The 24,214-nt window shown below is 70.0% G+C and carries 19 protein-coding genes; 11 read left to right on the forward strand and 8 right to left on the reverse strand.

Annotation, left to right across the window (positions count from 1 at the left end):
• Window positions 1-163: 163 nt before the first annotated feature.
• Window positions 164-1,219 (forward strand): LLM class F420-dependent oxidoreductase, encoded by a 1,056-nt coding sequence (locus ACH45E_RS17510; protein ID WP_361440659.1) that lies wholly within the window; start codon window positions 164-166, stop codon window positions 1,217-1,219.
• Between the two features lie 370 nt (window positions 1,220-1,589).
• Window positions 1,590-2,375: a ferritin-like domain-containing protein gene (locus tag ACH45E_RS17515; protein ID WP_361440662.1), complete on the forward strand. Its 786-nt coding sequence runs from the start codon at window positions 1,590-1,592 to the stop codon at window positions 2,373-2,375.
• Window positions 2,376-2,384: 9 nt separating this feature from the next.
• On the opposite strand, the gene corA is transcribed toward ACH45E_RS17515, so the two are convergent.
• Window positions 2,385-3,383 carry a magnesium/cobalt transporter CorA gene (gene corA, locus ACH45E_RS17520; protein ID WP_361440665.1) on the reverse strand — a complete coding sequence of 333 codons (999 nt, stop codon included), beginning with the start codon at window positions 3,381-3,383 and terminating at the stop codon, window positions 2,385-2,387.
• A gap of 62 nt (window positions 3,384-3,445) precedes the next feature.
• On the opposite strand from corA, the gene ACH45E_RS17525 reads away from it, so the two are divergent.
• The 5 genes from ACH45E_RS17525 to ACH45E_RS17545 all read left to right on the forward strand — a co-directional run bounded on the left by ACH45E_RS17525 (window position 3,446) and on the right by ACH45E_RS17545 (window position 7,666).
• Entirely contained in the window at window positions 3,446-4,132 is a 687-nt protein-coding gene (locus tag ACH45E_RS17525; protein WP_361440668.1) for a histidine phosphatase family protein, read from the forward strand.
• 91 nt (window positions 4,133-4,223) lie between these two features.
• Window positions 4,224-4,814, forward strand: a complete 591-nt coding sequence (locus ACH45E_RS17530) for a DUF3090 domain-containing protein (RefSeq protein ID WP_361440671.1) — start codon at window positions 4,224-4,226, stop codon at window positions 4,812-4,814.
• Window positions 4,778-5,596: an SCO1664 family protein gene (locus tag ACH45E_RS17535; RefSeq protein ID WP_361440674.1), complete on the forward strand. Its 819-nt coding sequence runs from the start codon at window positions 4,778-4,780 to the stop codon at window positions 5,594-5,596. The genes ACH45E_RS17530 and ACH45E_RS17535 overlap by 37 nt, the downstream gene beginning before the upstream one ends.
• A 93-nt stretch (window positions 5,597-5,689) precedes the next feature.
• Window positions 5,690-6,919: a cysteine--1-D-myo-inosityl 2-amino-2-deoxy-alpha-D-glucopyranoside ligase gene (gene mshC, locus ACH45E_RS17540; protein ID WP_361440677.1), complete on the forward strand. Its 1,230-nt coding sequence runs from the start codon at window positions 5,690-5,692 to the stop codon at window positions 6,917-6,919.
• A gap of 78 nt (window positions 6,920-6,997) precedes the next feature.
• A complete protein-coding gene (locus ACH45E_RS17545) occupies window positions 6,998-7,666 on the forward strand; it encodes an ABC transporter permease (protein ID WP_361440680.1) in 669 nt (222 codons plus the stop codon).
• Window positions 7,667-7,691: 25 nt separating this feature from the next.
• On the opposite strand, the gene ACH45E_RS17550 is transcribed toward ACH45E_RS17545, so the two are convergent.
• From ACH45E_RS17550 to ACH45E_RS17575, 6 genes are all read right to left on the reverse strand, one after another.
• Entirely contained in the window at window positions 7,692-8,672 is a 981-nt protein-coding gene (locus tag ACH45E_RS17550) for a PAC2 family protein (RefSeq protein WP_361440683.1), read from the reverse strand.
• A gap of 189 nt (window positions 8,673-8,861) precedes the next feature.
• Window positions 8,862-9,533, reverse strand: coding sequence for a FadR/GntR family transcriptional regulator (locus ACH45E_RS17555; RefSeq protein WP_361440686.1), 672 nt, complete (start codon window positions 9,531-9,533; stop codon window positions 8,862-8,864).
• A gap of 231 nt (window positions 9,534-9,764) precedes the next feature.
• Window positions 9,765-11,381: a glycerol-3-phosphate dehydrogenase/oxidase gene (locus ACH45E_RS17560; protein WP_361440689.1), complete on the reverse strand. Its 1,617-nt coding sequence runs from the start codon at window positions 11,379-11,381 to the stop codon at window positions 9,765-9,767.
• Between the two features lie 48 nt (window positions 11,382-11,429).
• Window positions 11,430-12,968: a glycerol kinase GlpK gene (gene glpK, locus ACH45E_RS17565; protein ID WP_361440692.1), complete on the reverse strand. Its 1,539-nt coding sequence runs from the start codon at window positions 12,966-12,968 to the stop codon at window positions 11,430-11,432.
• Window positions 12,969-13,063: 95 nt separating this feature from the next.
• Window positions 13,064-13,858 (reverse strand): MIP/aquaporin family protein, encoded by a 795-nt coding sequence (locus tag ACH45E_RS17570; RefSeq protein ID WP_361440695.1) that lies wholly within the window; start codon window positions 13,856-13,858, stop codon window positions 13,064-13,066.
• A gap of 356 nt (window positions 13,859-14,214) precedes the next feature.
• A complete protein-coding gene (locus tag ACH45E_RS17575) occupies window positions 14,215-14,979 on the reverse strand; it encodes an IclR family transcriptional regulator (RefSeq protein ID WP_361440698.1) in 765 nt (254 codons plus the stop codon).
• A gap of 282 nt (window positions 14,980-15,261) precedes the next feature.
• Between ACH45E_RS17575 and metH the strand changes: the two genes are divergently transcribed.
• The 4 genes from metH to ACH45E_RS17595 all read left to right on the forward strand — a co-directional run bounded on the left by metH (window position 15,262) and on the right by ACH45E_RS17595 (window position 23,318).
• Window positions 15,262-18,777, forward strand: coding sequence for a methionine synthase (gene metH / locus ACH45E_RS17580; RefSeq protein ID WP_361440701.1), 3,516 nt, complete (start codon window positions 15,262-15,264; stop codon window positions 18,775-18,777).
• 152 nt (window positions 18,778-18,929) lie between these two features.
• Entirely contained in the window at window positions 18,930-19,631 is a 702-nt protein-coding gene (locus tag ACH45E_RS17585; RefSeq protein WP_361440704.1) for an HAD family phosphatase, read from the forward strand.
• 431 nt (window positions 19,632-20,062) lie between these two features.
• Window positions 20,063-21,667: an ABC transporter substrate-binding protein gene (locus tag ACH45E_RS17590; protein WP_361440707.1), complete on the forward strand. Its 1,605-nt coding sequence runs from the start codon at window positions 20,063-20,065 to the stop codon at window positions 21,665-21,667.
• A 70-nt stretch (window positions 21,668-21,737) separates the two neighbouring features.
• Complete coding sequence (locus ACH45E_RS17595; RefSeq protein ID WP_361440710.1) at window positions 21,738-23,318, forward strand: ABC transporter substrate-binding protein; 1,581 nt, start codon at window positions 21,738-21,740, stop codon at window positions 23,316-23,318.
• Between the two features lie 96 nt (window positions 23,319-23,414).
• On the opposite strand, the gene ACH45E_RS17600 is transcribed toward ACH45E_RS17595, so the two are convergent.
• Entirely contained in the window at window positions 23,415-24,086 is a 672-nt protein-coding gene (locus ACH45E_RS17600; protein WP_093774523.1) for a response regulator transcription factor, read from the reverse strand.
• Window positions 24,087-24,214 lie beyond the last annotated feature (128 nt).

Below are 24,214 nucleotides of genomic sequence, written 5' to 3' on the forward strand. Positions count from 1 at the left end.
GCTGGCCGAGATTACTGGCCAGAACTGGGCCGTGGGTTGCCTGTGGATAACCGATTTCCCACCCCGGCCGGAGCCCACGGGCCCCCGCGCCGCCCCATCGTCCGCCCACCCGCGCTAGGGTCGCTCCCACAAGGACGTTACTGATGGGTAAGGGGAATCGGCCATGCAGCTCGGGATCAACCTCGGCTACTGGGGCGCGGGAATGGACGCGGACAACCTGGCCGTCGCGCAGGAGGCCGACCGGCTCGGCTACGCCGTCTGCTGGGCCGCCGAGGCCTACGGCTCCGACGCGGCCACCGTGCTCTCCTGGGTCGCCGCGCAGACCGAACGCATCGACGTGGGCTCCGCCATCTTCCAGATCCCGGCCCGGCAGCCCGCGATGACCGCGATGACCGCCGCGACGCTCGACTCGCTCTCCGGCGGCCGCTTCCGGCTCGGCCTCGGCGTCTCCGGGCCGCAGGTCTCCGAGGGCTGGTACGGCGTCAAGTTCGACAAGCCGCTGGCGCGGACCCGCGAGTACGTGGAGATCGTACGGAAGGCGATGACCCGCGAGCGGCTGTCGTACGAGGGCGCGCACTGGACCCTCCCGCTGCCCGGCGGCCCGGGCAAGCCGATCAAGCTGACCGTGCACCCGCAGCGCGAGCACATCCCCCTGTACATCGCCGCCATCGGGCCGAAGAACCTCGAGCAGACCGGTGAGATCGCCGACGGCGCGTTGCTGATCTTCCCCTCGGCCGAGCACCTCGAGGACACCACGATCACGTACCTGCGCGCGGGCCGGGAGAAGGCGGGCAAGACCCTCGACGGTTTCGACGTCTGCCCGACCCTGCCGCTCGCCGTCGGCGAGGACAAGGACGTGCCTCAGCTCGCGGACGTCTTCCGCCCCTACACCGCGCTGTACGTCGGCGGCATGGGCAGCGCCAAGCAGAACTTCTACAACCAGCTCGCCCGGCGCATGGGTTACGAGAAGGAGGCCGCCGAGGTCCAGGAGAAGTACCTCTCCGGGGACAAGCAGGGCGCAGCGGCGGCGATCCCGCACGACCTCATCGACAAGACCACTCTGCTGGGCTCCGTCGACCGCATCGCCGACCGGATGAAGGCCTACGCCGCCGCCGGTGTCACCACGCTCAGCCTCGCCCCCGCCGGCTTCACCCTGGAGGAGCGACTCACCTCCCTGCGCGCCGGCGTCGAGGCCCTGGAACGCGCCGGTCTCGCCTAGGGGGTGTTTCGAAAGTCCTGTGCGGTGCCCGCGGTGTCCGGTGCGTGCTCTCGGCGTGCCGGACGAAAGCCCTCGTACTGGACGTACTTGGGTTTTTGGCCGGTGCGGCGAGAGTGCGTGCCGGGCGCCGTGGGTGCTGTGCGGGACTTTCGAAACACCCCCTAGCGGGCTCCGCGGCCGTGGTGGGGGCTCGGGGGGTCTTCCCCGCCACGGCCGTCAGTAGAAACAACGCGCCCGGGCCCGCGCGGTTACGCTCCCGCCGCGACCCCGATGCTCCTTCTTCCGGCCCAGTCGGCCGCCGTAAGTGTTGCAGCACCCGCGATGCCGCATTTGACTCGTTCTTTGCGGAAACCTTCGGAAAGGTGCCCTCATGCTTTCGGCGAAGCGTGTGTTCCAGGAGATCCTCGACGACGAGTCCTTCCGGCTCTTCTGCTCCATCGCGGCCGGCGGCGAGGCACAGGGCGGCTGGGAGAACGGACGGATCGCCGCGCTCGTCCCCGAGGGCGAACAGGCACTCGTTCCCAAGATCACCCGGCACGGCGCCGACGAGGACAAGCACGGGCGGATCTTCCACGCCCTGATGCGCAAACGCGGCCTGGAACCGGTCCCCGTCCCGCCCGAGACCGACTACACGATGCTCCTGGAGCGGCGCGGCATCGGCCTAGCCCACGACCGGCTCCGGCGGGACGAAGCGCTGAGCGTGCGGGACATCATCGTCTACCTGGCGCACAGCCGGGTCACCGAACAGCGCGCCGCCGAGCAGATGCTGCTGCTCCGCAAGCACTTCGCCGCCGACCCGGAGGTGGGCAGGGCCGTCCGCATGATCTCCCACGACGAGGACGACCACCTCGCCTACACCCACGAGGAACTGCTGCGCTTCGCGGCCTCCGGCTACGGCCGGCTGATCCAGCGCACCCTGCGCGAGTGCGCGCTCGCCGAGATCCGCGTCCACCGGGACGTCAGTCTCGCCGTCATGGCCCGGATGGGCCGCGTCCTCGGCTGGTCCAGGACCAGGCGCGCGGTGCTCGCGGCGGGCATCCGCGCCGTGTACCGCTACGAGCGCGCAGCGGGCTGGCGGCGCATGGTGTCCCTGCGCATGCCCGAGCGCCGCAACCCGCTCGGCGGCCCCGCGACCACCGCCCCCGAGTTCGCCTGAGACGCCCGGTCACAGCCACTCGCGCCGCTTGAACAGGCGGAACATCATGACTTCCAGAGCGGCCATCACCAGGATCACGACCGGGTACGACCACGCCCAGTGCAGCTCGGGCATGTCGTCGAAGTTCATGCCGTAGATCCCGGCGATCAGCGTGGGGACCGCGGCCATCGCCGCCCACGCGGAGATCTTCCGCATGTCGTCGTTCTGCCGGACGCCGGTCTGCGCCAGATGGGCCGACAGGATGTCCGAGACCAGCCGGTCCAGGCCCTCCACGGACTCGTTCACGCGCGTGAGATGGTCCTGCACGTCCCGGAAGAAGGGCCGGGCCCTGTCGTCCACGAAGGGCACCCCGCCCTCGCCCGCCGGCACGGTGCCGGCCAGCCGCGTCATCGGCAGGGCCAGCGGACCGGTCGCCCGGCGGAACTTCAGGATCTGCCGCTTGAAGGTGTAGATCCGGGAGGCCGTGTTGCGCGAGCTGCCCGGGTCCGGCGAGAACACCTCGGTCTCCAGCTCCTCCATGTCGGTCTGCAGCTCGGTCGCCACCTCCAGGTAGTGGTCGACGGTCGCGTCGCAGATCGCGTACAGCACCGACGTCGGACCCTTCTCCAGCAGCTTCGGCTCCTCCTCCAGCCGGCGCCGCACGGCCGCCAGCGGCGAACCCTCGCCGTGCCGGACGGTCACCACGAAGCCGTCCCCCACGAAGATCATCACCTCGCCGTTGGAGACGGCGTCGCTCTCCGGCTCGTACACGACCGGCTTGAGCACCACGAACAGCGAGTCGTCGAACACCTCCAGCTTGGGCCGCTGGTGGGCGTTGAGGGCGTCCTCCACCGCCAGTGGGTGCAGCCCGAACTCCTCGGTGACCCGGTCGAACTCCTTCTCCGACGGCTCGTGCAGCCCGATCCAGACGAACCCGCCCGCCGCCCGCGCCGCCGCCAGCGCGTCGGACAGGTCCTCGGGCCCCTCGCTGCGGAGCCCGTCCCGGTAGATGGCACAGTCGATGATCAAGAACCCCAACCTCCCGTCGCCCGCGCGCCGCGGCCCAGCCGCGTGCGCCTACGCTGGTCCGCATGCCCACGTTGATCCTCGTAAGGCACGGACGGTCCACCGCCAACACCGCCGGACTGCTCGCCGGCTGGACGCCCGGCGTCGCCCTGGACGAGCGCGGGGCCGCGCAGGCCGCCGCGCTGCCCGGGCGGCTCGACGGGCTGCCCCTCGCGGAAATCGTCAGCAGCCCCCTGCAACGCTGCCAGGAGACCCTTCAGCCGCTGCTGGACGCCCGGCCGGGCCTGCGCCTTCACACCGACGAACGGATCGGGGAGTGCCACTACGGCGACTGGTCCGGCCGCAAGCTCGCCGAACTCAAGGACGAGCCGCTGATGGAGGTGGTGCAGGCGCACCCGTCGGCCGCCGCGTTCCCCGGCGGCGAGTCCATGCGCGCGATGCAGACCCGCGCGGCCGAGGCCGTACGGGAGTGGAACGCGCGCGTGGAACGCGACCACGGCGCCGACGCCGTGTATCTCATGTGCTCTCACGGTGACATCATCAAGTCTCTCGTCGCGGACGCGCTCGGACTGCATCTCGACCTGTTCCAGCGGATCTCCGTCGAACCGTGTTCCATCACCGCGATCCGTTACACCCGTCTCAGGCCGTTTCTCGTTCGTCTCGGGGACACCGGGGATTTCGCCTCCCTCGCGCCGCGTGCGGAACCCGCCGGGGATGACGCACCGGTGGGAGGTGGTGCGGGCGCACCGTGATCGTCGGGCGCAGTAGGGTGAAGCGTCGCGTTCGCGCACAGCCCCCCTCACGCACTTCCGATTCGCACTCTCGATCCAATGGAGACAGGACGTGTCCCGTCAGGTGTTCCTCTACGACCCACCGGACCGCTTCGTGGCCGGCACAGTGGGGCTGCCCGGGCGCCGTACGTTCTTCCTCCAGGCCTCCGCCGGCCCCCGGGTGACCAGCGTGATCCTGGAGAAGACCCAGGTCGCCGCGCTCGCCGAGCGCATGGACGAGCTCCTCGACGAGGTCGTACGCCGCAGCGGCGGCCAGGCCCCGGTCCCCGCGATGGCCCCGTCCGAGGTCGCCGACACCGAACCGCTGGAGACTCCCGTCGAGGAGGAGTTCCGCGTCGGCACCATGGCGCTGGCCTGGGACGGCGAGGAACAGCGGATGATCGTCGAGGCCCAGGCCCTGGTGGAGCTGGACGCCGACTCCGAGGAGGACCTCGCGGAGGCCGAGGAGCGGCTGCTCCAGGACGAGGAGAACGGCCCCCCGATGCTGCGGGTCCGGCTCACCGGCGCGCAGGCCAGGGCCTTCGCCAAGCGCGCCCTCGACGTCGTGAACGCCGGGCGGCCGCCGTGCCCGCTGTGCAGCCTCCCGCTCGACCCGGAAGGACACGTATGTCCGCGCCAGAACGGATACCGCCGCGGAGCGTGACCGGCGCCGCCCTCCTCGCCGAGGGTGAGCTGACCGTGCGCGGACGCATCCGCGACGCCTCCAACGCGGCGCTCTACTGCACGGTGGCCCACGACGGCCAGGAGGCAGCCTGCGTGTACAAGCCAGTCGCAGGGGAACGCCCGCTGTGGGACTTCCCCGACGGCACCCTCGCCGAGCGCGAGGTGGCGGCGTACGCGGTCTCCGAGGCGACCGGCTGGGGCCTGGTGCCGCCCACCGTGCTGCGCGACGGTCCGTACGGCGAGGGAATGGTCCAGCTGTGGGTCGAGGCGGCCCCCGACGCCGAACTGCTCGCCCTGGTGGACGGCGAGGAGCCGGAGCCGGGCTGGAAGGCCATCGGCTTCGCCGAGGCCGACGAGGGACGGACCGCGCTGCTCGTGCACGCCGACGACGAGCGGCTACGGCGCCTCGCGGTGCTGGACGCCGTGATCAACAACGCGGACCGCAAGGGCGGCCACCTGCTGCCCACCCCGGACGGACAGCTGTACGGGATCGACCACGGGGTCACCTTCAACGTGGAGAACAAGCTGCGGACCCTGCTGTGGGGCTGGGCGGGGGAGCCCCTGACCGCCGAGGCCGTCGGTGTCCTCAAGGGTCTCAAGGACGGCATGGCCGACGGAGGCGTCCTCGGCGCCCGCCTGGCCGGGCTGATCACGTCCGCCGAACTGGACGCCACACGCGCGCGTGTCGACGCGCTGCTCACCGCGGGCAAGCACCCGGAGCCGAGCGGCGAGTGGCCGGCGATTCCCTGGCCGCCGGTGTGAGCACACCGGCGGCCGGAACACAAGATCGCCTTTCCGGCCGTCCGGCCCGGTCCGGTTCGTTCACGCCACTTGCGGGCGGTTAGGCTCATGTACATGCATGCCTGGCCCGCTTCCGAGGTCCCCGCCCTGCCTGGTCAGGGTCGCGACCTGAGGATCCACGACACCGCGACCGGTGGTCCCGTCACCCTCGACCCCGGTCCCGTCGCCCGTCTCTACGTCTGCGGCATCACCCCGTACGACGCCACGCACATGGGGCACGCGGCGACCTACAACGCGTTCGACCTGGTGCAGCGCGTGTGGCTCGACACCAAGCGGCAGGTTCACTACGTCCAGAACGTCACCGACGTCGACGACCCGCTACTGGAGCGGGCCGAGCGGGACGGCGTCGACTGGGCCGCCCTCGCCGAGAAGGAGACGGCTCTCTTCCGCGAGGACATGACCGCCCTCAGGATGCTCCCGCCCCGGCACTACATAGGCGCTGTCGAGGCGATACCCGGCATAGTCCCGCTCGTGGAGCGGCTGCGCGATCTGGGCGCGGCCTACGACCTCGAGGGCGACATCTACTTCTCCGTCGAGTCCGACCCGGACTTCGGCAAGGTCTCGAACCTCGACGCCGCGGCGATGCGGCTGCTGTCCGCCGAGCGCGGCGGCGACCCCGACCGGCCGGGCAAGAAGAACCCGCTCGACCCGATGCTGTGGATGGCCGCCCGCGAGGGCGAACCCAGCTGGGACGGCGGCTCGCTGGGCCTTGGCCGGCCCGGCTGGCACATCGAGTGCGTCGCCATCGCCCTGGACCACCTCGGCATGACCTTCGACGTCCAGGGCGGCGGCTCCGACCTGGCCTTCCCGCACCACGAGATGGGCGCCTCGCACGCCCAGGTGCTCACCGGTGAGTTCCCCATGGCCCGGGCGTACGTGCACGCCGGCATGGTCGCCCTGGACGGCGAGAAGATGTCGAAGTCCAAGGGCAACCTGGTCTTCGTCTCCCAGCTGCGGCGCGACGGCGTCGACCCCGCCGCCATCCGGCTCACCCTCCTCGCCCACCACTACCGGGCCGACTGGGAGTGGACCGACCAGGTGCTGGCGGACGCCCAGGACCGGCTCGCGCGGTGGCGTGCCGCCGTGTCCCGGCCCGACGGACCGCCCGCCGAGGCGCTCGTCGAGGAGATCCGCGAGGCCCTCGCGAACGACCTGGACGCCCCGGCCGCCCTGGCCGCCGTCGACCGGTGGGCCGCGCTCCAGCAGGAGCAGGGCGGCACCGACACCGGCGCCCCCGGCGTCGTCGCCCGGGCCGTGGACGCGCTGCTGGGTGTGGCCCTGTAGCGCTCACGGCGTTAGTGGACGAAACTGCGCACCACGCCAGGCCCGGCGTGGCTCCTCCTGGCCACCGCGACCGTCACCGTGGCGCTGGCCGCCGTGGTGTCCGTCCTCGCCACCTGCCCGCGGGCCGACTGCGGCACCGACGTCACCCGGCTCGCGGGCAGCGGCGTGTACCTGGGACAGGCCCCCGTCGCGGTGCTGGCCGTGCTCACTGTCGGCGGCGAGTACAGCACCGCGCTGATCCGCACCACCCTGGCCGCTGTCCCGGGCCGCCCGACGGTGCTGGCCGCCAAGGCGCTGGTGCTCACCGTCGCGGTGGCCGCCATCGGGACTCCCACCCTGCTCGCCTCGCTGCTGGTCGCCCGGATCGTCGTGCCCCGTCACGGATACGCGCTCGCGCTTGCCGAGGGGCCCGTCCTGCGGGCCGGCGCCGGCTCGGTCGCCTACCTGGTGCTCATCGCGATCCTCGGCCTGGGCGTCGCGGCGGTCGTGCGTGACTCCGCGGCCGCGATCGGAGCCGTTCTCGGACTGCTCTACCTCCCGCCGGTCCTCACCCGGATGGTGACCGACCCGCGGCTGCACCGCCTGCTCGAACAGGTCGCACCGATGACCGCCGGACCGGCCGTCCAAGCCACAACGGACCTGCACCGGCTGCCCATCGGCCCCTGGGCCGGCCTGGGCGTGCTCGCCGCGTGGTCGGCCGGCGCACTCCTCACCGGCACGGTTCTGCTCCGAGTGCGCGACACCTGACCCGCACCGGGCGGCGCGGCCGCGTTCAGTCCTCCGACGAGTCGTCGTCCTCGGCGCTCGGCTTGGGCGGCTTCGGCGGCCGGGTGCGGCCGCCGGGGTTGTCCCTCCGGTACGAGGACGGCGACCCGTCCCCACCGTCCGCCGTCGCGTGCCCGCCGGGCGGGTTGACGTCCCGGCGCCGCAGATACCGCTCGAACTCGCGGGCGATCGCCTCGCCCGAGGCCTCCGGCAGCTCGGCGGTGTCCCGGGCCTCCTCCAGCGTCTGCACGTACTCGGCGACCTCGCTGTCCTCGGCGGCCAGCTGGTCCACACCCACCTGCCAGGCACGCGCGTCCTCCGGCAGCTCGCCCAGCGGGATACGCAGGTCGAGCAGGTCCTCCAGCCGGTTGAGGAGGGCCAGTGTCGCCTTCGGGTTCGGCGGCTGCGACACGTAGTGCGGGACGGCCGCCCACAGGGACACCGCCGGGACACCGGCGTGCGTGCAGGCCTCCTGCAGGACACCGACGATCCCCGTGGGGCCCTCGTACTTGGTCTCCTCCAGGTCCATCCGCTGGGCCAGGTCCGCGTCGGACGTGACCCCGCTGACCGGGACCGGACGCGTGTGCGGGGTGTCACCGAGCAGCGCGCCCAGGACGACCACCAGCTCGACGCCCAACTCGTGCGCGAAGCCCAGCAGCTCGTTGCAGAACGAGCGCCAGCGCATGGACGGTTCGATGCCGCGGACCAGCACCAGGTCGCGCGGCTTCTCGCCGCCGACCCGCACCACCGACAACCTTGTCGTCGGCCAGGTGATCTTGCGCACTCCGCCGTCCATGAACACCGTGGGGCGGTTCACCTGGAAGTCGTAGTAGTCCTCGGCGTCCAGCGCCGCGAACACCTCGCCCTTCCATTCCCTCTCCAGATGCGCGACCGCGGTGGAGGCGGCGTCGCCGGCATCGTTCCAGCCCTCGAACGCGGCCACCATGACCGGGTCGATCAGCTCGGGAACCCCCTCGAGCTCGATCACCCAGTGCCTCCTTCCGACGTGCCCTCGCGTACGTCCCAACCTTACGGCGTCCGGCGGGGGCGCCCGCAGCCCCCTTACGAGGGGGAGTGAACGGATCACTGCCCCGATCGCCACCCCGGAACACCCCTGGGCCGAGGGCATCCTCACCACTTTCCCGCGGGTTGTGCACAGGGACTTCACAAGGGCGCGTCACAGGGTGCTGCGCAGCCACTGCTCCACGCTCGCGATGTGCACGGTCGCCCACGAGCGGGCCGCCTCCGCGTCCCGGTCGCGCAGGGCCGCCAGGATCGCGCGGTGCTCGCGCAGAGTGCGGCTGACCGCGTCCTCCTGGGTCAGACCGCGCCAGATCCGGGCCCGGGTGGTCGGCCCCGACAGACCGTCCAGCAGCGAGCACAGCACCGAGTTGCCGGAGCCGCGCACGATGCTCCGGTGGAACTCCAGGTCGCAGGCGACGAGTTCCTCCACCGAGGGCGCGGCGCCCAGGGCGTCCAACTGTGCGCTCAACGCGTCCAGTTGCTGCTCACTGATCCGCGAGGCGGCCATCGCCGTCGCGGCGGGCTCCAGGATCCGGCGCACCGCCAGGAACTCCAGGACCGTGTCGTCGCGGTGGAAGTCGACGACGAAGCTCATCGCCTCCAGCAGCAGTTGGGGATCCAGACTGGTGACGTACGTCCCGTCGCCCTGCCGCACGTCCAGGATCCGGATCAACGACAGCGCCCGCACGGCCTCCCGCAGGGAGTTGCGCGACAGCCCCAGCTCGGCGGCGAGCTCGCTCTCCTTCGGCAGCCGGTCGCCGGGCCGCAGCGCACCGGAGACGATCATCCCCTTGATCTTCTCGATCGCCTCGTCGGTGACCGCCATGGTGGGCCTCCCTGTCGCTCAGACCTCCGATGTGTCACCACATTATGGGGGCAGACCGCCAGGCCCGGCGGTCGCTGCCGGCGCACGCGAAAGGGGCGGCCCCATCGGCGTGGAGCCGCCCCTCTCGGTTCCCGGCCCCGGTGCGGCGGGGGCCGGTCGACGATGCCGGCCCTGGTCAGGGGAAGAGCCGGTCACCGTGGCCTTCTTCTTGTGCGCCTTGCTTGTGCCGTCCTACTTCTTGTCGAGCAGGTCCTGCACCTTCGCGCGGACCTCGTCCGTGGCCAGGCCGCGGATCGTCAGCGTCGTACGGCGGCGCAGCACGTCGTCCGGCGTCTCGGCCCACTCGTGGTCGCGGGCGTAGACGACCTGCGCCCAGATCTCCGGGGCGTCCGGGTGGACGCGCTCGGCCAGCTCCGGGTTGTCGTTGGCCAGCCGGGCGATGTCGAAAGCCAGCGAGCCGTAGTGGGTGGCCAGGTGCCTGGCGGTGTCCGCGGCCATGCGCGGGCCCGGCGCCGGGTGGTCCACCAGCAGGCGGTGGGCCACCGCGCGCGGGTTGGCGACGCCCGGCAGCGGCAGCTTCTTCGGCAGGGAGGAAATCGGCTCGAAGTCGTCGCCCAGCGGCTGACCGGGCAGCGCCTCCAGCTTCTGCATGACCGTACGGCCGATGTGCCGGAAGGTCGTCCACTTGCCGCCCGCGACCGACAGCATGCCACCCTTGCCCTCGGTGACGACCGTCTCCCGCTTCGCCTTCGCGGTGTCGCCCGGGCCGCCCGGCAGCACCCGCAGTCCGGCGAAGGCGTAGGTGATCAGATCGCGGCTGAGCTGCTGGTCCCGGACGGAGAACGCGGCCTCGTCCAGTATCTGGGATATGTCCTTGTCGTTGACCGCGACATCCGCCGGGTCGCCCTCGTACTCCTCGTCGGTGGTGCCGAGCAGCAGCATGTCCTCCCAGGGGAGGGCGAAGGTGATGCGGTACTTGTCGATCGGCGTGGCGAGCGCGGCCTTCCAGGGGGAGGTGCGCTTGAGCACCAGGTGCGCGCCCTTCGACAGGCGGATGGACGGCGCCGCGTTCGGGTCCTCCATCCTGCGCAGGTGGTCGACCCACGGGCCGGTCGCGTTCAGCACGAGACGGGCGTTGACGCCGAACTCGTCACCGGAGGTGCGGTCGCGCAGGTCGGCGCCCGTCACCCGGCCCTTGGTGAAGCGCAGGCCGGTGACCTCGGCGTGGTTGAGGACGGCCGCGCCCGCCTCGACGGCCGCGCGGACCGTCATCAGCGCCATGCGCGCGTCGTTCATCTGGTCGTCGCCGTACACGGCCACGGCCTTGAGGTTCTCGGTGCGCAGCTCGGGCACGTCCTGCGCGGCCTTCGCCGGGCTCAGCAGGTGGCCGACGCCGTCACCGAAGGCGGAGAGCGCGGAGTAGGCGAACACGCCCGCGCCGAGCTTCGCCGCGCCGTGCGGGCCCCCCTTGTACACGGGGAGGTAGAAGGTGAGCGGGTTCGCCAGGTGGGGGGCCACCTGACGGGAGACCGCACGGCGCTCGAGGTGGTTCTCCGCCACCAGCTTCACCGCGCCGGTCTGCAGGTAGCGCAGACCGCCGTGGAGCAGCTTGGAGGAGGCGGAGGAGGTGGCGCCGGCGAAGTCGCCGGCGTCGACCAGTGCCACCCTGAGGCCGGACTGCGCGGCATGCCAGGCGGTGGAGATGCCCAGGATGCCACCGCCGATCACGAGAAGGTCGTACGACGCCTTGGAGAGCTGCTCCCTGGTCTCGGCCCGGCTCGGGAGGGAGCCGGAGGCCGGGTGTGTCCCCAGGGCAGGTACGGACTGCAGGGTGGACTGACTGGTCATTTCTGGTACTTACTCCTCGTCAGAGCTGTCTGGGCCGTGTGGAGCCGCTCAGCCCTCGTCCTCGATCCAGCCCATGGTCCGGTCGACGGCCTTGAGCCAGTTCTTGTACTCGCGGTCGCGGATGTCCGCGTCCATCTGGGGGGTCCACTCGGCGGCCCGGCGCCAGTTGGCGCGCAGTTCGTCCGTGCTGGACCAGAAGCCGACGGCCAGGCCGGCGGCGTAGGCGGCGCCGAGGCAGGTGGTCTCGGCGACCATCGGGCGCACCACCGGTGCGTCCAGAACGTCGGCGAGGGTCTGCATCAGCAGGTTGTTGGAGGTCATGCCGCCGTCGACCTTCAGGGCCACCAGCTCGTCGCCGGAGTCCTTGACCATGGCGTCGGCGATCTCGCGGGTCTGCCAGGCGGTCGCCTCCAGCACCGCACGGGCGAGGTGCGCCTTGGTGACGTACCGGGTCAGGCCGGCGATCACACCACGGGCGTCGGAGCGCCAGTGCGGGGCGAACAGACCCGAGAAGGCCGGTACGAAGTAGGCGCCGCCGTTGTCCTCGACCGAGAGCGCGAGCGTCTCGATCTCGGCCGCGGTGGAGATCAGGCCCATCTGGTCCCGCATCCACTGCACCAGGGAGCCGGTGACGGCGATCGAGCCCTCCAGCGCGTAGACCGTCGGCTGCTCGCCGATCTTGTAGCCGACCGTGGTCAGCAGGCCCGCGTAGGAGTTGATGATCTTGTCACCGGTGTTCATCACCATGAAGGTGCCGGTGCCGTAGGTGGACTTGGTCTCGCCCTCGGAGAAGCAGGTCTGGCCGAACAGGGCCGCCTGCTGGTCGCCGAGCGCGGAGGCGACCGGGATGCCGCCCAGCAGGTCGCCGAGCTTGCCGCCGGTGACCTCGCCGTAGATCTCGGCGGAGGAGCGGATCTCGGGCAGGATCTGCAGGGGCACGCCGATCGACTCGGCGATCTTGTCGTCCCACTGCATCGTGTGCAGGTTCATCAGGAGGGTACGGGAGGCGTTGGTCACGTCGGTGACGTGCTTGCCGCCGTTGACACCACCGGTCAGGTTCCAGATGACCCAGGTGTCCATGGTGCCGAAGAGGATGTCGCCCGCCTCGGCGCGCTCCCGCAGGCCGTCGACGTTGTCGAGCAGCCAGCGGGCCTTGGGGCCGGAGAAGTAGGAGGCCAGCGGCAGACCCGTCTCGCGGCGGAAGCGGTCCTGGCCGACGTTGCGGCCGAGCTCCCGGCACAGGCCGTCGGTACGGGTGTCCTGCCAGACAAGGGCGTTGTGGACGGGCTCGCCGGTGTTCTTGTCCCACAGCACGGTGGTCTCGCGCTGGTTGGTGATGCCGATGGCCTTGATGTCGTCGCGGGTGATGCCGGCCTTCTGGAGGGCTCCGGCGACGACCTCCTGGACGTTGGTCCAGATCTCGTTGGCGTTGTGCTCGACCCAGCCCGGCTTCGGGAAGATCTGCTCGTGCTCCTTCTGGTCGACGGAGACGATACGGCCGTCCCGGTCGAAGACGATGCAGCGCGAGGAGGTCGTGCCCTGGTCGATGGCGGCGATGAACGGGCCGGCAGTGTGAGCGTCGGTCACTGTGTGCTCCTGGGGAATCCGTGGTTGAGGGGCGTTACGTACGGCGCGTGCTCATGGATCGGGGCCCGGGCCGCCCGGAGGCGGCCCGGAGCTCCTTAAGCGAATGCGACGTTGTAGATGCCTGCAGCGATCGCGCCGCCGATCAGCGGACCGACCACCGGGATCCAGGCGTAGCCCCAGTCGGAGCCGCCCTTGTTGGGCAGGGGCAGGAGGGCGTGCACGATACGCGGACCGAGGTCACGGGCGGGGTTGATCGCGTAGCCCGTGGGGCCGCCGAGGGACAGGCCGATGGAGACGACCACCAGCGCGGTGATCAGCGCACCCAGGGTGCCCAGGCCGTTGCCCTTGTCGTTCAGGCCCTGTGTGAGGACGGCGAGCACCAGCACGATGGTGCCGATGATCTCCGTCGCGAGGTTCTGCACCGCGTGCCGGATCTCCGGACCGGTGGAGAAGATGCCCAGGACCGGGCCGGCGCCCTTCTCCTGGGCCTCGACGGCCTTGGCCGCCGTGGCCTGCGCACCCGGACCGCCGACGATCTCCTTGTCGGTGAGGTGCGCCTGGAACTGGCCGTAGTAGGCCACCCAGACCAGGCTCGCGCCGATCATGGCGCCGAGCAGCTGACCGCCCCAGTAGGTGGGGAGGTTGCTGAAGTCATGGTCCTTGATCGCGAGCGCGAGGGTCACGGCCGGGTTGAGATGGGCGCCGGAAAGCGGCGCCGAGGTGTAGACAGCCGTCAGAACGGCGAAACCCCACCCGAAGGTGATGGCGAGCCAGCCGGCGTTACGGGCCTTTGAGGCCTTCAGCGTCACGGCGGCGCAGACGCCACCGCCGAGCAGGATGAGTATGGCGGTACCGATGGTCTCGCCGATGAAGATGTCGGAGCTGGACACCCGCGACTCCTTTGTCCTTCGTCCAGGGAAGCCGAACCCCGGGTCCCTCCGGGGGTTCAGCGCCCTCGGGGGTGAGAGCGATGCCGGCCCTTGGCGTTGTCACACTCTAGCGCGTATTGCCGGTAGGTGTTCGACAATGCCGACCGATGGACGGGAGTCTTGCTCCGGCCTCAGGCACGCGTCAAGAGTTCTGTTATCGAATATGCGATCGTTATTGATCGCGGCGAGTTATCGATCTGCGGGCGCGTGAAGCGCGGGTATGCCTGTTATGTCCCTTTCAGGGTATGGCGAGAGCCGGAACGCCGCTCAGCGTCCCGGTCCATGTCCCGCGTACCCCGCCGGCGCCCTCCCGGCGCTCAGAACCGCCCGGCGCCCAGGTCCCGTGACACCGCGCGGGCGCAGTCCCGCACCGCGGCGATCAGCTCGGGACGCAACTCCCCGTCACGGCACATCCGCTCCACGGCGCCGGTGATCCCCACCGCGCCCACCGGCATCCGCCGCCGGTTGTGGATGGGCGCGGCCACCGAGGCCACGCCGTCCCAGGTCTCCTCCACGTCGGCCGCGTAGCCACGCGCGCGCGTGAGGTCGAGGATGTGCTCGAAGTCGGCCCACTCGCAGGTCGTGCGGTCCGTGAAGGCCTTGCGGTCGGCCTCCAGCGCCTCGCTGTGCGCGACCGGGTCGTACGCCGACAGCACCTTGCCCAGGGCCGTGGAGTGCAGTGGCTGCATGGCCCCGATCTCCAGCACCTGCCGGCTGTCGTCGGGCCGGAAGACATGGTGCACGATCAGGACGCCCTGCTGGTGGAGCACGCCCAGGTAGACGCTCTCCCCGCTGGAACGGGCCAGGTCGTCGGTCCACACCAGGGCGCGCGCCCGCAGCTCGTGCACGTCCAGATACGTGGTCCCCAGGCGCAGCAGCTCCGCGCCCAGCTGGTAGCGCCCGGAGGCGTCGTCCTGCTCCACGAAACCCTCCTGCTGGAGGGTGCGCAGGATGCCGTGGGCGGTGCCCTTGGCGAGGCCCAGCGAGGAGGCGATGTCCGACAGGCCGAGCCGTCGCTCGCCGCCCGCGAGCAGCCGCAGCATCGCGGCCGCCCGTTCGAGCGACTGGATGTTCCGTGCCATCGCCGTACAGCCTCCGTCCCCTTCATCCGTCACCGCTCGCGTCAACTGACGCCGTTCGGCAATGTCGAACACTACCGGTCCATGACGACCGCCCGCCAATGGTCGGTCGGTACTTGTTACGTCACACGTGGCCCCGACGTGGTTCACAGGCCACACTCGTCCGCCTCGTGGACGCCATGCCCATCCAAGCCCACTCCCGGTTACGCTGGCGCCGTGCGTCTTGCCCGGGCCTGCCCGGGCAGCCGCATAGCCGACAGCCGTCGCATCCCAGGGAGCCCCTTAATGGCCTCGTCGCCGCTGACCCCTTCCACCGACAGCCGGACCCGCGCGTCCGCGCTCCGAGAGGCACTCGCCACCCGCGTGGTGGTCGCCGACGGAGCCATGGGCACGATGCTCCAGGCGCAGGAGCCGACGCTCGAGGACTTCGAGAATCTCGAGGGTTGCAACGAGATCCTCAACCTCACCCGTCCGGATATCGTCCGTTCGGTCCACGAGGCGTATTTCGCCGCGGGTGTGGACTGTGTGGAGACCAACACCTTCGGCGCCAACCTCACCGCTCTGGGGGAGTACGACATCCCCGAACGCACCACGGAGCTGTCCGAGGCCGGAGCCCGCATCGCCCGCGAGGTCGCCGACGAGTTCGGCGCACGCGACGGCCGGCAGCGGTGGGTGCTGGGCTCGATGGGTCCCGGTACGAAGCTGCCCACCCTCGGCCACACCACCTTCGGTGCCATCCGGGACGCCTATCAGCAGAACGCCGAGGGCCTGCTCGCCGGCGGTGCCGACGCCCTGCTGGTGGAGACCACGCAGGACCTGCTGCAGACCAAGGCCTCCGTGGTCGCCGCCCGCCGTGCCATGCGCACAGCCGGCTACGACGTGCCGCTGATCGTGTCGGTGACGGTGGAGACGACCGGCACCATGCTGCTCGGCTCGGAGATCGGCGCGGCGCTGACGGCGCTGGAGCCACTCGGTATCGACATGATCGGCCTGAACTGCGCCACCGGCCCGGCCGAGATGAGCGAGCACCTGCGCTACCTCACCCGGCACTCCCGGACCCCGCTGTCCTGCATGCCGAACGCGGGTCTGCCGGTCCTGACCAAGGACGGCGCCCACTACCCGCTGACGGCCCCGGAGCTGGCGGACTCCCACGAGACCTTCGTCCGCGAATACGGCCTGTCCCTGATCGGCGGCTGCTGCGGCACCACCCCCGAGCACCTGCGCCAGGTCGTCGAACGCGTCCGCGACGTCACCCCGCCCCAGCGTGATCCCCGGCCCGAGCCGGGCGCGGCCTCGCTCTACCAGTCCGTTCCGTTCCGGCAGGACACCGCTTACCTGGCGATCGGTGAGCGGACCAACGCCAACGGGTCGAAGAAGTTCCGCGAGGCCATGCTCGAGGCCCGCTGGGACGACTGCGTGGAGATGGCCCGGGAGCAGATCCGCGAGGGCGCGCACATGCTCGACCTGTGCGTGGACTACGTCGGCCGCGACGGCGTCGCCGACATGGAGGAACTGGCCGGCCGCTTCGCCACCGCCTCCACCCTGCCGATCGTGCTGGACTCCACCGAGGTCGACGTCATCGAGGCGGGCCTGGAGAAGCTGGGCGGACGCGCGGTCATCAACTCCGTCAACTACGAGGACGGCGCCGGCCCCGAATCCCGCTTCGCGAAGGTCACCCGGCTGGCCGGGGAGCACGGCGCCGCTCTGATCGCGCTGACCATCGACGAGGAAGGCCAGGCCCGTACCCCGGAGAAGAAGGTCGAGATCGCCGAACGGCTGATCGAGGACCTGACGGGCAACTGGGGCATCCACGAGTCGGACATCCTCATCGACACCCTGACCTTCACCATCTGTACCGGTCAGGAGGAGTCCCGCAAGGACGGCATCGCCACCATCGAGGCGATCCGGGAGCTCAAGCGCCGCCACCCCGACGTACAGACCACCCTCGGCCTGTCGAACATCTCCTTCGGCCTCAACCCGGCCGCCCGGATCCTGCTGAACTCCGTCTTCCTCGACGAGTGCGTCAAGGCGGGCCTGGACTCGGCGATCGTGCACGCCTCGAAGATCCTGCCGATCGCCCGCTTCAGCGAGGAAGAGGTGCAGACCGCTCTCGACCTGATCCACGACCGCCGCACCGAGGGTTACGACCCCCTGCAGAAGCTCATGCAGCTGTTCGAGGGCGCCACCGCCAAGTCGCTCAAGGCGGGCAAGGCCGAGGAACTGGCCGCTCTCCCGCTGGAGGAGCGCCTCAAGCGCCGCATCATCGACGGCGAGCGCAACGGCCTGGAGGCCGACCTCGACGCGGCCCTCGAGACCCGGCCCGCCCTGGACATCGTCAACGAGACGCTGCTGGACGGGATGAAGGTGGTCGGTGAGCTGTTCGGCTCCGGCCAGATGCAGCTGCCGTTCGTGCTGCAGTCCGCCGAGGTGATGAAGGCCGCGGTCGCCCACCTCGAGCCGCACATGGAGAAGTCGGACTCCGAGGGCAAGGGCACGATCGTGCTGGCCACGGTGCGCGGCGATGTCCACGACATCGGCAAGAACCTGGTGGACATCATCCTGTCCAACAACGGCTACAACGTGGTCAACCTGGGCATCAAGCAGCCGGTCTCGGCGATCCTGGAGGCGGCCGAGGAACACCGGGCCGACGTGATCGGCATGTCGGGGCTGCTGGTGAAGTCCACGGTGATCATGAAGGAGAACCTGGAGGAGCTCAACCAGCGCGGCCTGGCCGCCGACTACCCGGTCATCCTGGGTGGCGCCGCCCTCACCCGGGCGTATGTCGAGCAGGATCTGCACGAGGTCTACCAGGGCGAAGTCCGTTACGCCCGGGACGCGTTCGAGGGCCTGCACCTGATGGACGCGCTGATCGGGGTCAAGCGGGGCGTGCCGGGGGCGAAGCTGCCGGAGCTGCGGCAGCGCCGGGTGCGGGCGGCGGCCGGCGTCGAGGTCGAGGAGCGGCCCGAGGAAGGGCACGTGCGTTCCGATGTCGCCACCGACAACCCGGTGCCCGCCCCGCCGTTCTGGGAGACCCGGGTGGTCAAGGGCATCCAGCTCAAGGAGTACGCGAGCTGGCTGGACGAGGGTGCGCTGTTCAAGGGGCAGTGGGGGCTGAAGCAGGCCCGCACCGGTGACGGCCCGACGTACGAGGAACTCGTCGAGACCGACGGCCGCCCGCGCCTGCGCGGCCTGCTGGACCGGCTCCAGACGGAGAACCTGCTGGAAGCCGCGGTCGTCTACGGCTACTTCCCGTGCGTGTCCAAGGACGACGACCTCATCATCCTCGACGAGCAGGGCAACGAGCGCACCCGCTTCACCTTCCCGCGCCAGCGGCGCGGCCGGCGCCTGTGCCTGGCGGACTTCTTCCGTCCGGAGGAGTCCGGCGAGACGGACGTGGTCGGTCTGCAGGTGGTCACCGTCGGCTCCCGGATCGGCGAGGAGACGGCCAAGCTGTTCGAGTCCAACTCCTACCGTGACTACCTCGAACTCCACGGCCTCTCCGTGCAGTTGGCCGAGGCCCTCGCCGAGTACTGGCACGCCCGCGTCCGTTCGGAACTGGGCTTCGCGGGGGAGGACCCCAGCGACATCGAAGACATGTTCGCGCTGAAGTACCGCGGCGCCCGCTTCTCCCTCGGCTACGGAGCCTGCCCCAACCTGGAGGACCGCGCCAAGATCGCCGGGCTTCTCCAGCCGGAGCGCATCGGCGTGCATCTGTCGGAGGAGTTCCAGCTGCACCCCGAACAGTCCACGGACGCGATCGTGATCCACCACCCCGAGGCCAAGTACTTCAACGCCCGCTGAGCCCGTTCGAGCAACGGACCGGAGGTCCGGGCGACGGGCCCCGAGCGGTAAGCCAGGCATTTCATCAGCGAGAGTCGTACACTGGTCGGTCCACCGCAGGCCGGTTCCCGCATGGGAGCCGGCCTGCTCGCCCCTTCAGGAGGTGCGCGCCGATGACCAGCACGGTCCCCGCGCTCGGAACCCGTACGGCGGAAGGCTCAGCCCTCCAGGCGGTGCTGCTCGACATGGACGGCACCCTGGTGGACACCGAGGGCTTCTGGTGGGACGTCGAAGTGGAGGTCTTCGCCCGTCTCGGTCACATCCTCGACGAGTCCTGGCGCCATGTCGTGGTCGGCGGGCCCATGACCCGCAGCGCGGGCTTCCTCATCGAGGCGACCGGCGCCGACATCGCCCTCGCCGAGCTCAGCGTGCTGCTGAACGACGGATTCGAGGACCGTATCGGCCGTGCCCTGCCGCTGATGCCGGGCGCCGCCAGACTCCTCGCGGAGCTGTACGAACAGCAGATCCCGACGGCCCTGGTCTCCGCCTCGCACCGCCGCATCATCGACCGGGTGCTGGGCTCGCTGGGGCCCCAGCACTTCTCCCTGTCCATCGCCGGCGACGAGGTGTCGCGCACCAAGCCGTACCCGGACCCGTATCTGCTCGCGGCCGCCGGACTGGGTGTGGATCCGGCCAGATGCGCGGTCGTCGAGGACACCGCGACCGGGGTCGCGGCGGCCGAGGCCGCGGGCTGCCACGTGGTCGCGGTGCCGTCGGTCGCCCCCATCGCCCCGGCCACCCGGCGGACCGTCGTGACCTCCCTGGAAGAGGTCGACCTGGCATTTCTGCGCGGCCTGATGACACAAATGCGCTAGCCGTTCACCCAGCGTGCAAAGTCCATTGGACAAAATGCCGCCGTAGTACACCCGAGCGCGTACAGCGGAATTCGAAGCAGGCCGCGCGACCGAATTCCACCACTGAACAACCGAGTTGGAAGTGTGACGTTCAGCACTCCATCGGGGCTCGACATGCACGCCGATGTGTGCTGCTCACCCCCGTCCGGAGGGCATTCACACGTCCTTGTGTCCCGATTCATGGAACGCTGCACTAATCCTGCCGCTGTCGGGTTTTCGGTGTGTCCGCGCCCGGTTTCACTGCGTGATGGGAACTCAACTCCGGCGGCTGTGAACCCTCCTGCAAGCGCGGTCTAATCTCGTTGCGAGAACATCGCCCTTACCCCGTGATCCGCCGCGACACCCATGCATGCCGGGTACACGGATTCAAACAGCCCTGGAGAAACCCGAGCATGAACCGCAAGACTTTGGTGCTGCCGGCCGTCGTCGGCCTGCTCGCGCCGGTGCTCGCCGCGTGCGGCGGAGACAGCAGCGGGAGCAAGAGCGGCGACGCCATCGTTGTCGGCACCACGGACAGGTTCACGGCCACCAAGAACGCACCGGCCCCGCTCGACCCGGCCTACGCCTACGACGTCGGCACCTGGAACATCCTGCGCCAGACCGTGCAGACCCTGATGATCCAGCCCAAGGGCGAGGGCGACCCCGTACCCGAGGCCGCCGAGAGCTGCGGCTTCACCGACAGCGGCAACGAGCGCTACGCCTGCAAGCTGCGCGACGGCCTGAAGTTCGCCAACGGCGACGCCATCACCGCCCAGGACGTGAAGTACTCGATCGAGCGAGCGCTGCGCATCAAGGCCGACAGCGGTGTGTTCGGCCTGCTGTCGACCGTCGACACCGTCGAGACGCAGGGCGACCGCGAGGTGATCTTCCACCTCAAGACCGCCGACGCCACCTTCCCGTACAAGCTGTCCACGCCGGTCGCGGGCATCGTGAACCCGAAGGACTACGCCAAGGACAAGCTGCGGGACGGCTTCTCCATGGACGGCTCCGGCCCCTACACCTTCTCGGCGGACGTCAAGGACGACGCCATCGACTCCATGACCTTCAGCAAGAACCCCAACTACAAGGGCAGCCTGAAGGTCAGCAACGACAAGGTGCAGATGCGTTCCTTCGCCGACGCCGACGCCATGGGCGCCGCGATCGACAAGGGTGACATCGACGTCATGACCCGCACGATGTCGCCGGCCCAGATCAACAAGCTCGACGCCGGCACCGACGAGAACGTCGACCTCGTCGAGATGCCCGGTCTGGAAATCCGCTACCTCGCCTTCAACACCAACGCGCCCACGGTGAAGACCACGGCGGTCCGCAAGGCCATGGCCCAGGTCATCAACCGCGGCGAGCTGGTCTCCAAGGTGTACGGCTCCCAGGCCGAACCGCTGTACTCGCTGGTCCCGGCCACCCTCACGGGCCACTCCAACTCGTTCTTCAACAAGTACGGCAACCCCAGCGTCACGAAGGCCAAGTCGCTGCTGACCAAGGCCGGCATCGTTGCCCCCGTGAAGCTGACCCTGCACTACACGACCGACCACTACGGCCCTGCCACCAAGCAGGAGTTCGAGGTCCTGCAGAAGCAGCTCAACAACAGCGGCCTGTTCGACGTCAGCATCCAGGGCACGCCCTGGGACACCTTCCGGCCCGCCGAGAAGAAGGGCAAGTACGACGTCTACGGCATGGGCTGGTTCCCGGACTTCCCGGACGCCGACAACTTCCTCGCGCCGTTCCTCGACAAGGACAACACCCTCGGCTCGCCGTACGCCAACGCCGACATCCGCAACACCCTGATCCCGCAGTCGCGCCGCGAGGCCGACCGGCTCACCGCCTCCAAGAGCCTGACGGCGATCCAGGACACCGTCGCCGACGACGTCCCGATCCTGCCGCTGTGGCAGGGCAAGCAGTACGTCGCCGCACGGACCGACGTCACGGGCACCGCCTACGCCCTGAACTCCTCCTCCACGCTCCAGCTGTGGGAGCTCGGCCGCGGTGTGAGCAACTGACGCTCTCTCCTCCACCCGGGGCCGCTGACCGCGGCCCCGGGTTTTGAGCACGACGAAAAAGGCACGACCAATGAACATGCGCACCCAGTGGCCGCTTCTGCCCGTTCTGGCCGGGCTGGCCTCCGGTCTGCTGACCGGCTGCGGCTCGGGGAGCGGTGACTCCGGGGGCAGCGGCTCCTCCGTGGTGATGGGGATGTCCGACGACGTCCTCGCCACCGACCCCGCCTCCGGTTACGACCCCGGCTCCTGGCTGTTGTTCAACAACGTCTTCCAGTCGCTGCTGAGCTTCCCCAAGGGCGGCACGGAACCCGAGCCGGAAGCGGCCAAGGAGTGCGACTTCAGCGACACCCAGGCCAAGGTCTACAAGTGCACCCTCAAGGACGGCCTGCAGTTCAGCAACGGTGACACCCTCACCTCCGAGGACGTGAAGTTCTCCTTCGACCGCATGCTGAAGATCAACGACGCGGCCGGCCCCGCGATCATGTTCCCGATGCTCGGCAAGGTCGAAACCCCGGACGCCAAGACCGTGGTGTTCCGGCTGAAGGTGCCCGACGCCACCTTCCCCAGCAAGATCGCCTCCGGTGCCGGCTCCATCGTCGACCACCGCCAGTACGACGGCGACGCGCTGCGCAAGGACGACAAGGCCGTCGGCTCCGGCCCCTACCAGCTGGACTCCTTCGGCAAGGACGAGGCCGTCTTCTCCGTCAACTCCCACTACAAGGGCACCGCCGAGGTGAAGAACTCCGGCGTCACCCTCAAGTTCTTCCACGGCAAGCAGGCCGACCTGAAGGACGCCCTCGTCCACGGCAAGGTCGACATCGCCTACCGCGGTCTGACCGCGGGCGCCGTCGCCGACATCCAGAAGCAGGACGACAGCAGCGGCGTCGAGGTCATCGAGGGCACCAGCGCCGAGGTCCAGCACCTCGTCTTCAACATGGACGACCCCGTCGCCGGAAAGCTCGGCGTCCGCAAGGCCATGGCCTACCTGCTCGACCGCGACGCCCTGATCAGGAACGTCTACGAGGACACCGCGACCCCGCTGTACTCGATCATCCCGGCCGGCATCACCGGCCACAACACGGCCTTCTTCGACACCTACGGCGCCCGCCCCTCCAAGGCCAAGGCCACCGCCGCCCTGCACGCCGACGGCATCACCGGCAAGGTGAAGCTCACCCTCTGGTCCACGCCCTCCCGCTACGGCCCCGCCACCGACCAGGAACTGAAGGCGATCGCCGCCCAGCTCAACGCCAGCGGCCTGTTCACCGCCGACGTCAAGTCCGTCGCGTACGACCAGTACGAGAAGGACATCGCCAAGGGCAAGTACGGCGTCTACGTCAAGGGCTGGGTGCCCGACTACCCGGACGCCGACAACTTCACCTCACCCTTCTTCGGCAAGGGCAACGTGCTCAGCAACCACTACACCAACAGCACGATCACCGGCTCCCTCATCCCGCACACGGCCGCCGAGAGCGACCGCGCCGCCACCATCTCGGAGTTCGCCCGGCTCCAGAACATCGTCGCCGACGAACTGCCCGTCCTGCCGGTCTGGCAGGCCAAGCAGTACGCCGTCGTCCGCGACGGCGTCTACGGCCTGGAGTACTGCCTCGACGCCTCGACCGTGTTCCGCTTCTGGGAACTCAGCAAGGGCTGACAGCCGGCCGCCGCGCGAAGCGCCGCACACGAAGGGCGCCCCCTCCCTCGGGAAGGGGGCGCCCTTTGCCGGTCGCAAGGCCCGCTACTGCTACCGCTACTGCGCGCCCGGGCGCACCAGTCCGCTCTCGTACGCGTACACCGCCGCCTGCACCCGGTCCCGCAGCCCCAGCTTGGTCAGCACATGGCCCACATGTGTCTTCACCGTCGTCTCGCTGACGAACAGGTCGGCGGCGATCTCGGCGTTCGACAGCCCCCGCGCCACCAGCTTCAGCACCTCGACCTCCCGGTCGGTCAGGGTGTGCAGCGTGTCCGGCACCGGCTCGTCCCCCGACGGGAGATGCGTGGCGTACTTGTCCAGCAGCCGGCGCGTGATGCTCGGCGCGAGCATCGCCTCCCCGGCCGCCACCACCCGGATGGCCTGCACCAGCTCGTTGGCGGGCGCGTCCTTCAGCAGGAAGCCGCTCGCCCCGGCACGCAGCGCCTCCACCACGTACTCGTCCAGGTCGAACGTGGTCAGCACCAGTACCTTCGCCGGGCCGTCCCGACCGGGACCGGTGATCTGCCGGGTCGCCTCCACCCCGTCCATCCGCGGCATGCGGATGTCCATCAGCACCACATCCGGCTGTAGAGCGCGCACCTGGTCGATGGCCTGGAGGCCGTCTCCGGCCTCGCCGACGACCGCGATGTCCTGCTCCGCCTCCAGGATCATCCGGAACCCGGTACGCAGCAGGGGCTGGTCGTCGACCAGTAGGACGCGGATGGCCACGTAAGTCTCCTTCGCTAGTCCGGCCCCATTCTGCCCTGCGGCACGCCCCACGACTCGGCCGCCCTCACCGGCAGCGACTGTGCCTGTCGGGGGGCGATCCCCGGGCCCCCGGCCGAAGGCCCGCCGGC

It is taken from the genome of Streptomyces sp. NPDC020299, assembly GCF_044387825.1.
In the GTDB taxonomy this organism is placed as follows: Bacteria; Actinomycetota; Actinomycetes; order Streptomycetales; family Streptomycetaceae; genus Streptomyces.

Excerpts from the sequence above, each read along its gene's own strand:
- ACH45E_RS17590 (WP_361440707.1), top strand. The coding sequence starts at position 20,063 with ATGAACCGCAAGACTTTGGTGCTGCCGGCCGTCGTCGGCCTGCTCGCG.
- ACH45E_RS17510 (WP_361440659.1), top strand. The coding sequence starts at position 164 with ATGCAGCTCGGGATCAACCTCGGCTACTGGGGCGCGGGAATGGACGCG.
- ACH45E_RS17575 (WP_361440698.1), bottom strand. The coding sequence starts at position 14,979 with ATGGCACGGAACATCCAGTCGCTCGAACGGGCGGCCGCGATGCTGCGG.
- ACH45E_RS17595 (WP_361440710.1), top strand. The coding sequence starts at position 21,738 with ATGAACATGCGCACCCAGTGGCCGCTTCTGCCCGTTCTGGCCGGGCTG.
- mshC (WP_361440677.1), top strand. The coding sequence starts at position 5,690 with ATGCATGCCTGGCCCGCTTCCGAGGTCCCCGCCCTGCCTGGTCAGGGT.
- ACH45E_RS17515 (WP_361440662.1), top strand. The coding sequence starts at position 1,590 with ATGCTTTCGGCGAAGCGTGTGTTCCAGGAGATCCTCGACGACGAGTCC.
- metH (WP_361440701.1), top strand. The coding sequence starts at position 15,262 with ATGGCCTCGTCGCCGCTGACCCCTTCCACCGACAGCCGGACCCGCGCG.
- ACH45E_RS17560 (WP_361440689.1), bottom strand. The coding sequence starts at position 11,381 with ATGACCAGTCAGTCCACCCTGCAGTCCGTACCTGCCCTGGGGACACAC.
- ACH45E_RS17555 (WP_361440686.1), bottom strand. The coding sequence starts at position 9,533 with ATGGCGGTCACCGACGAGGCGATCGAGAAGATCAAGGGGATGATCGTC.
- ACH45E_RS17535 (WP_361440674.1), top strand. The coding sequence starts at position 4,778 with ATGTCCGCGCCAGAACGGATACCGCCGCGGAGCGTGACCGGCGCCGCC.
- ACH45E_RS17585 (WP_361440704.1), top strand. The coding sequence starts at position 18,930 with ATGACCAGCACGGTCCCCGCGCTCGGAACCCGTACGGCGGAAGGCTCA.
- ACH45E_RS17525 (WP_361440668.1), top strand. The coding sequence starts at position 3,446 with ATGCCCACGTTGATCCTCGTAAGGCACGGACGGTCCACCGCCAACACC.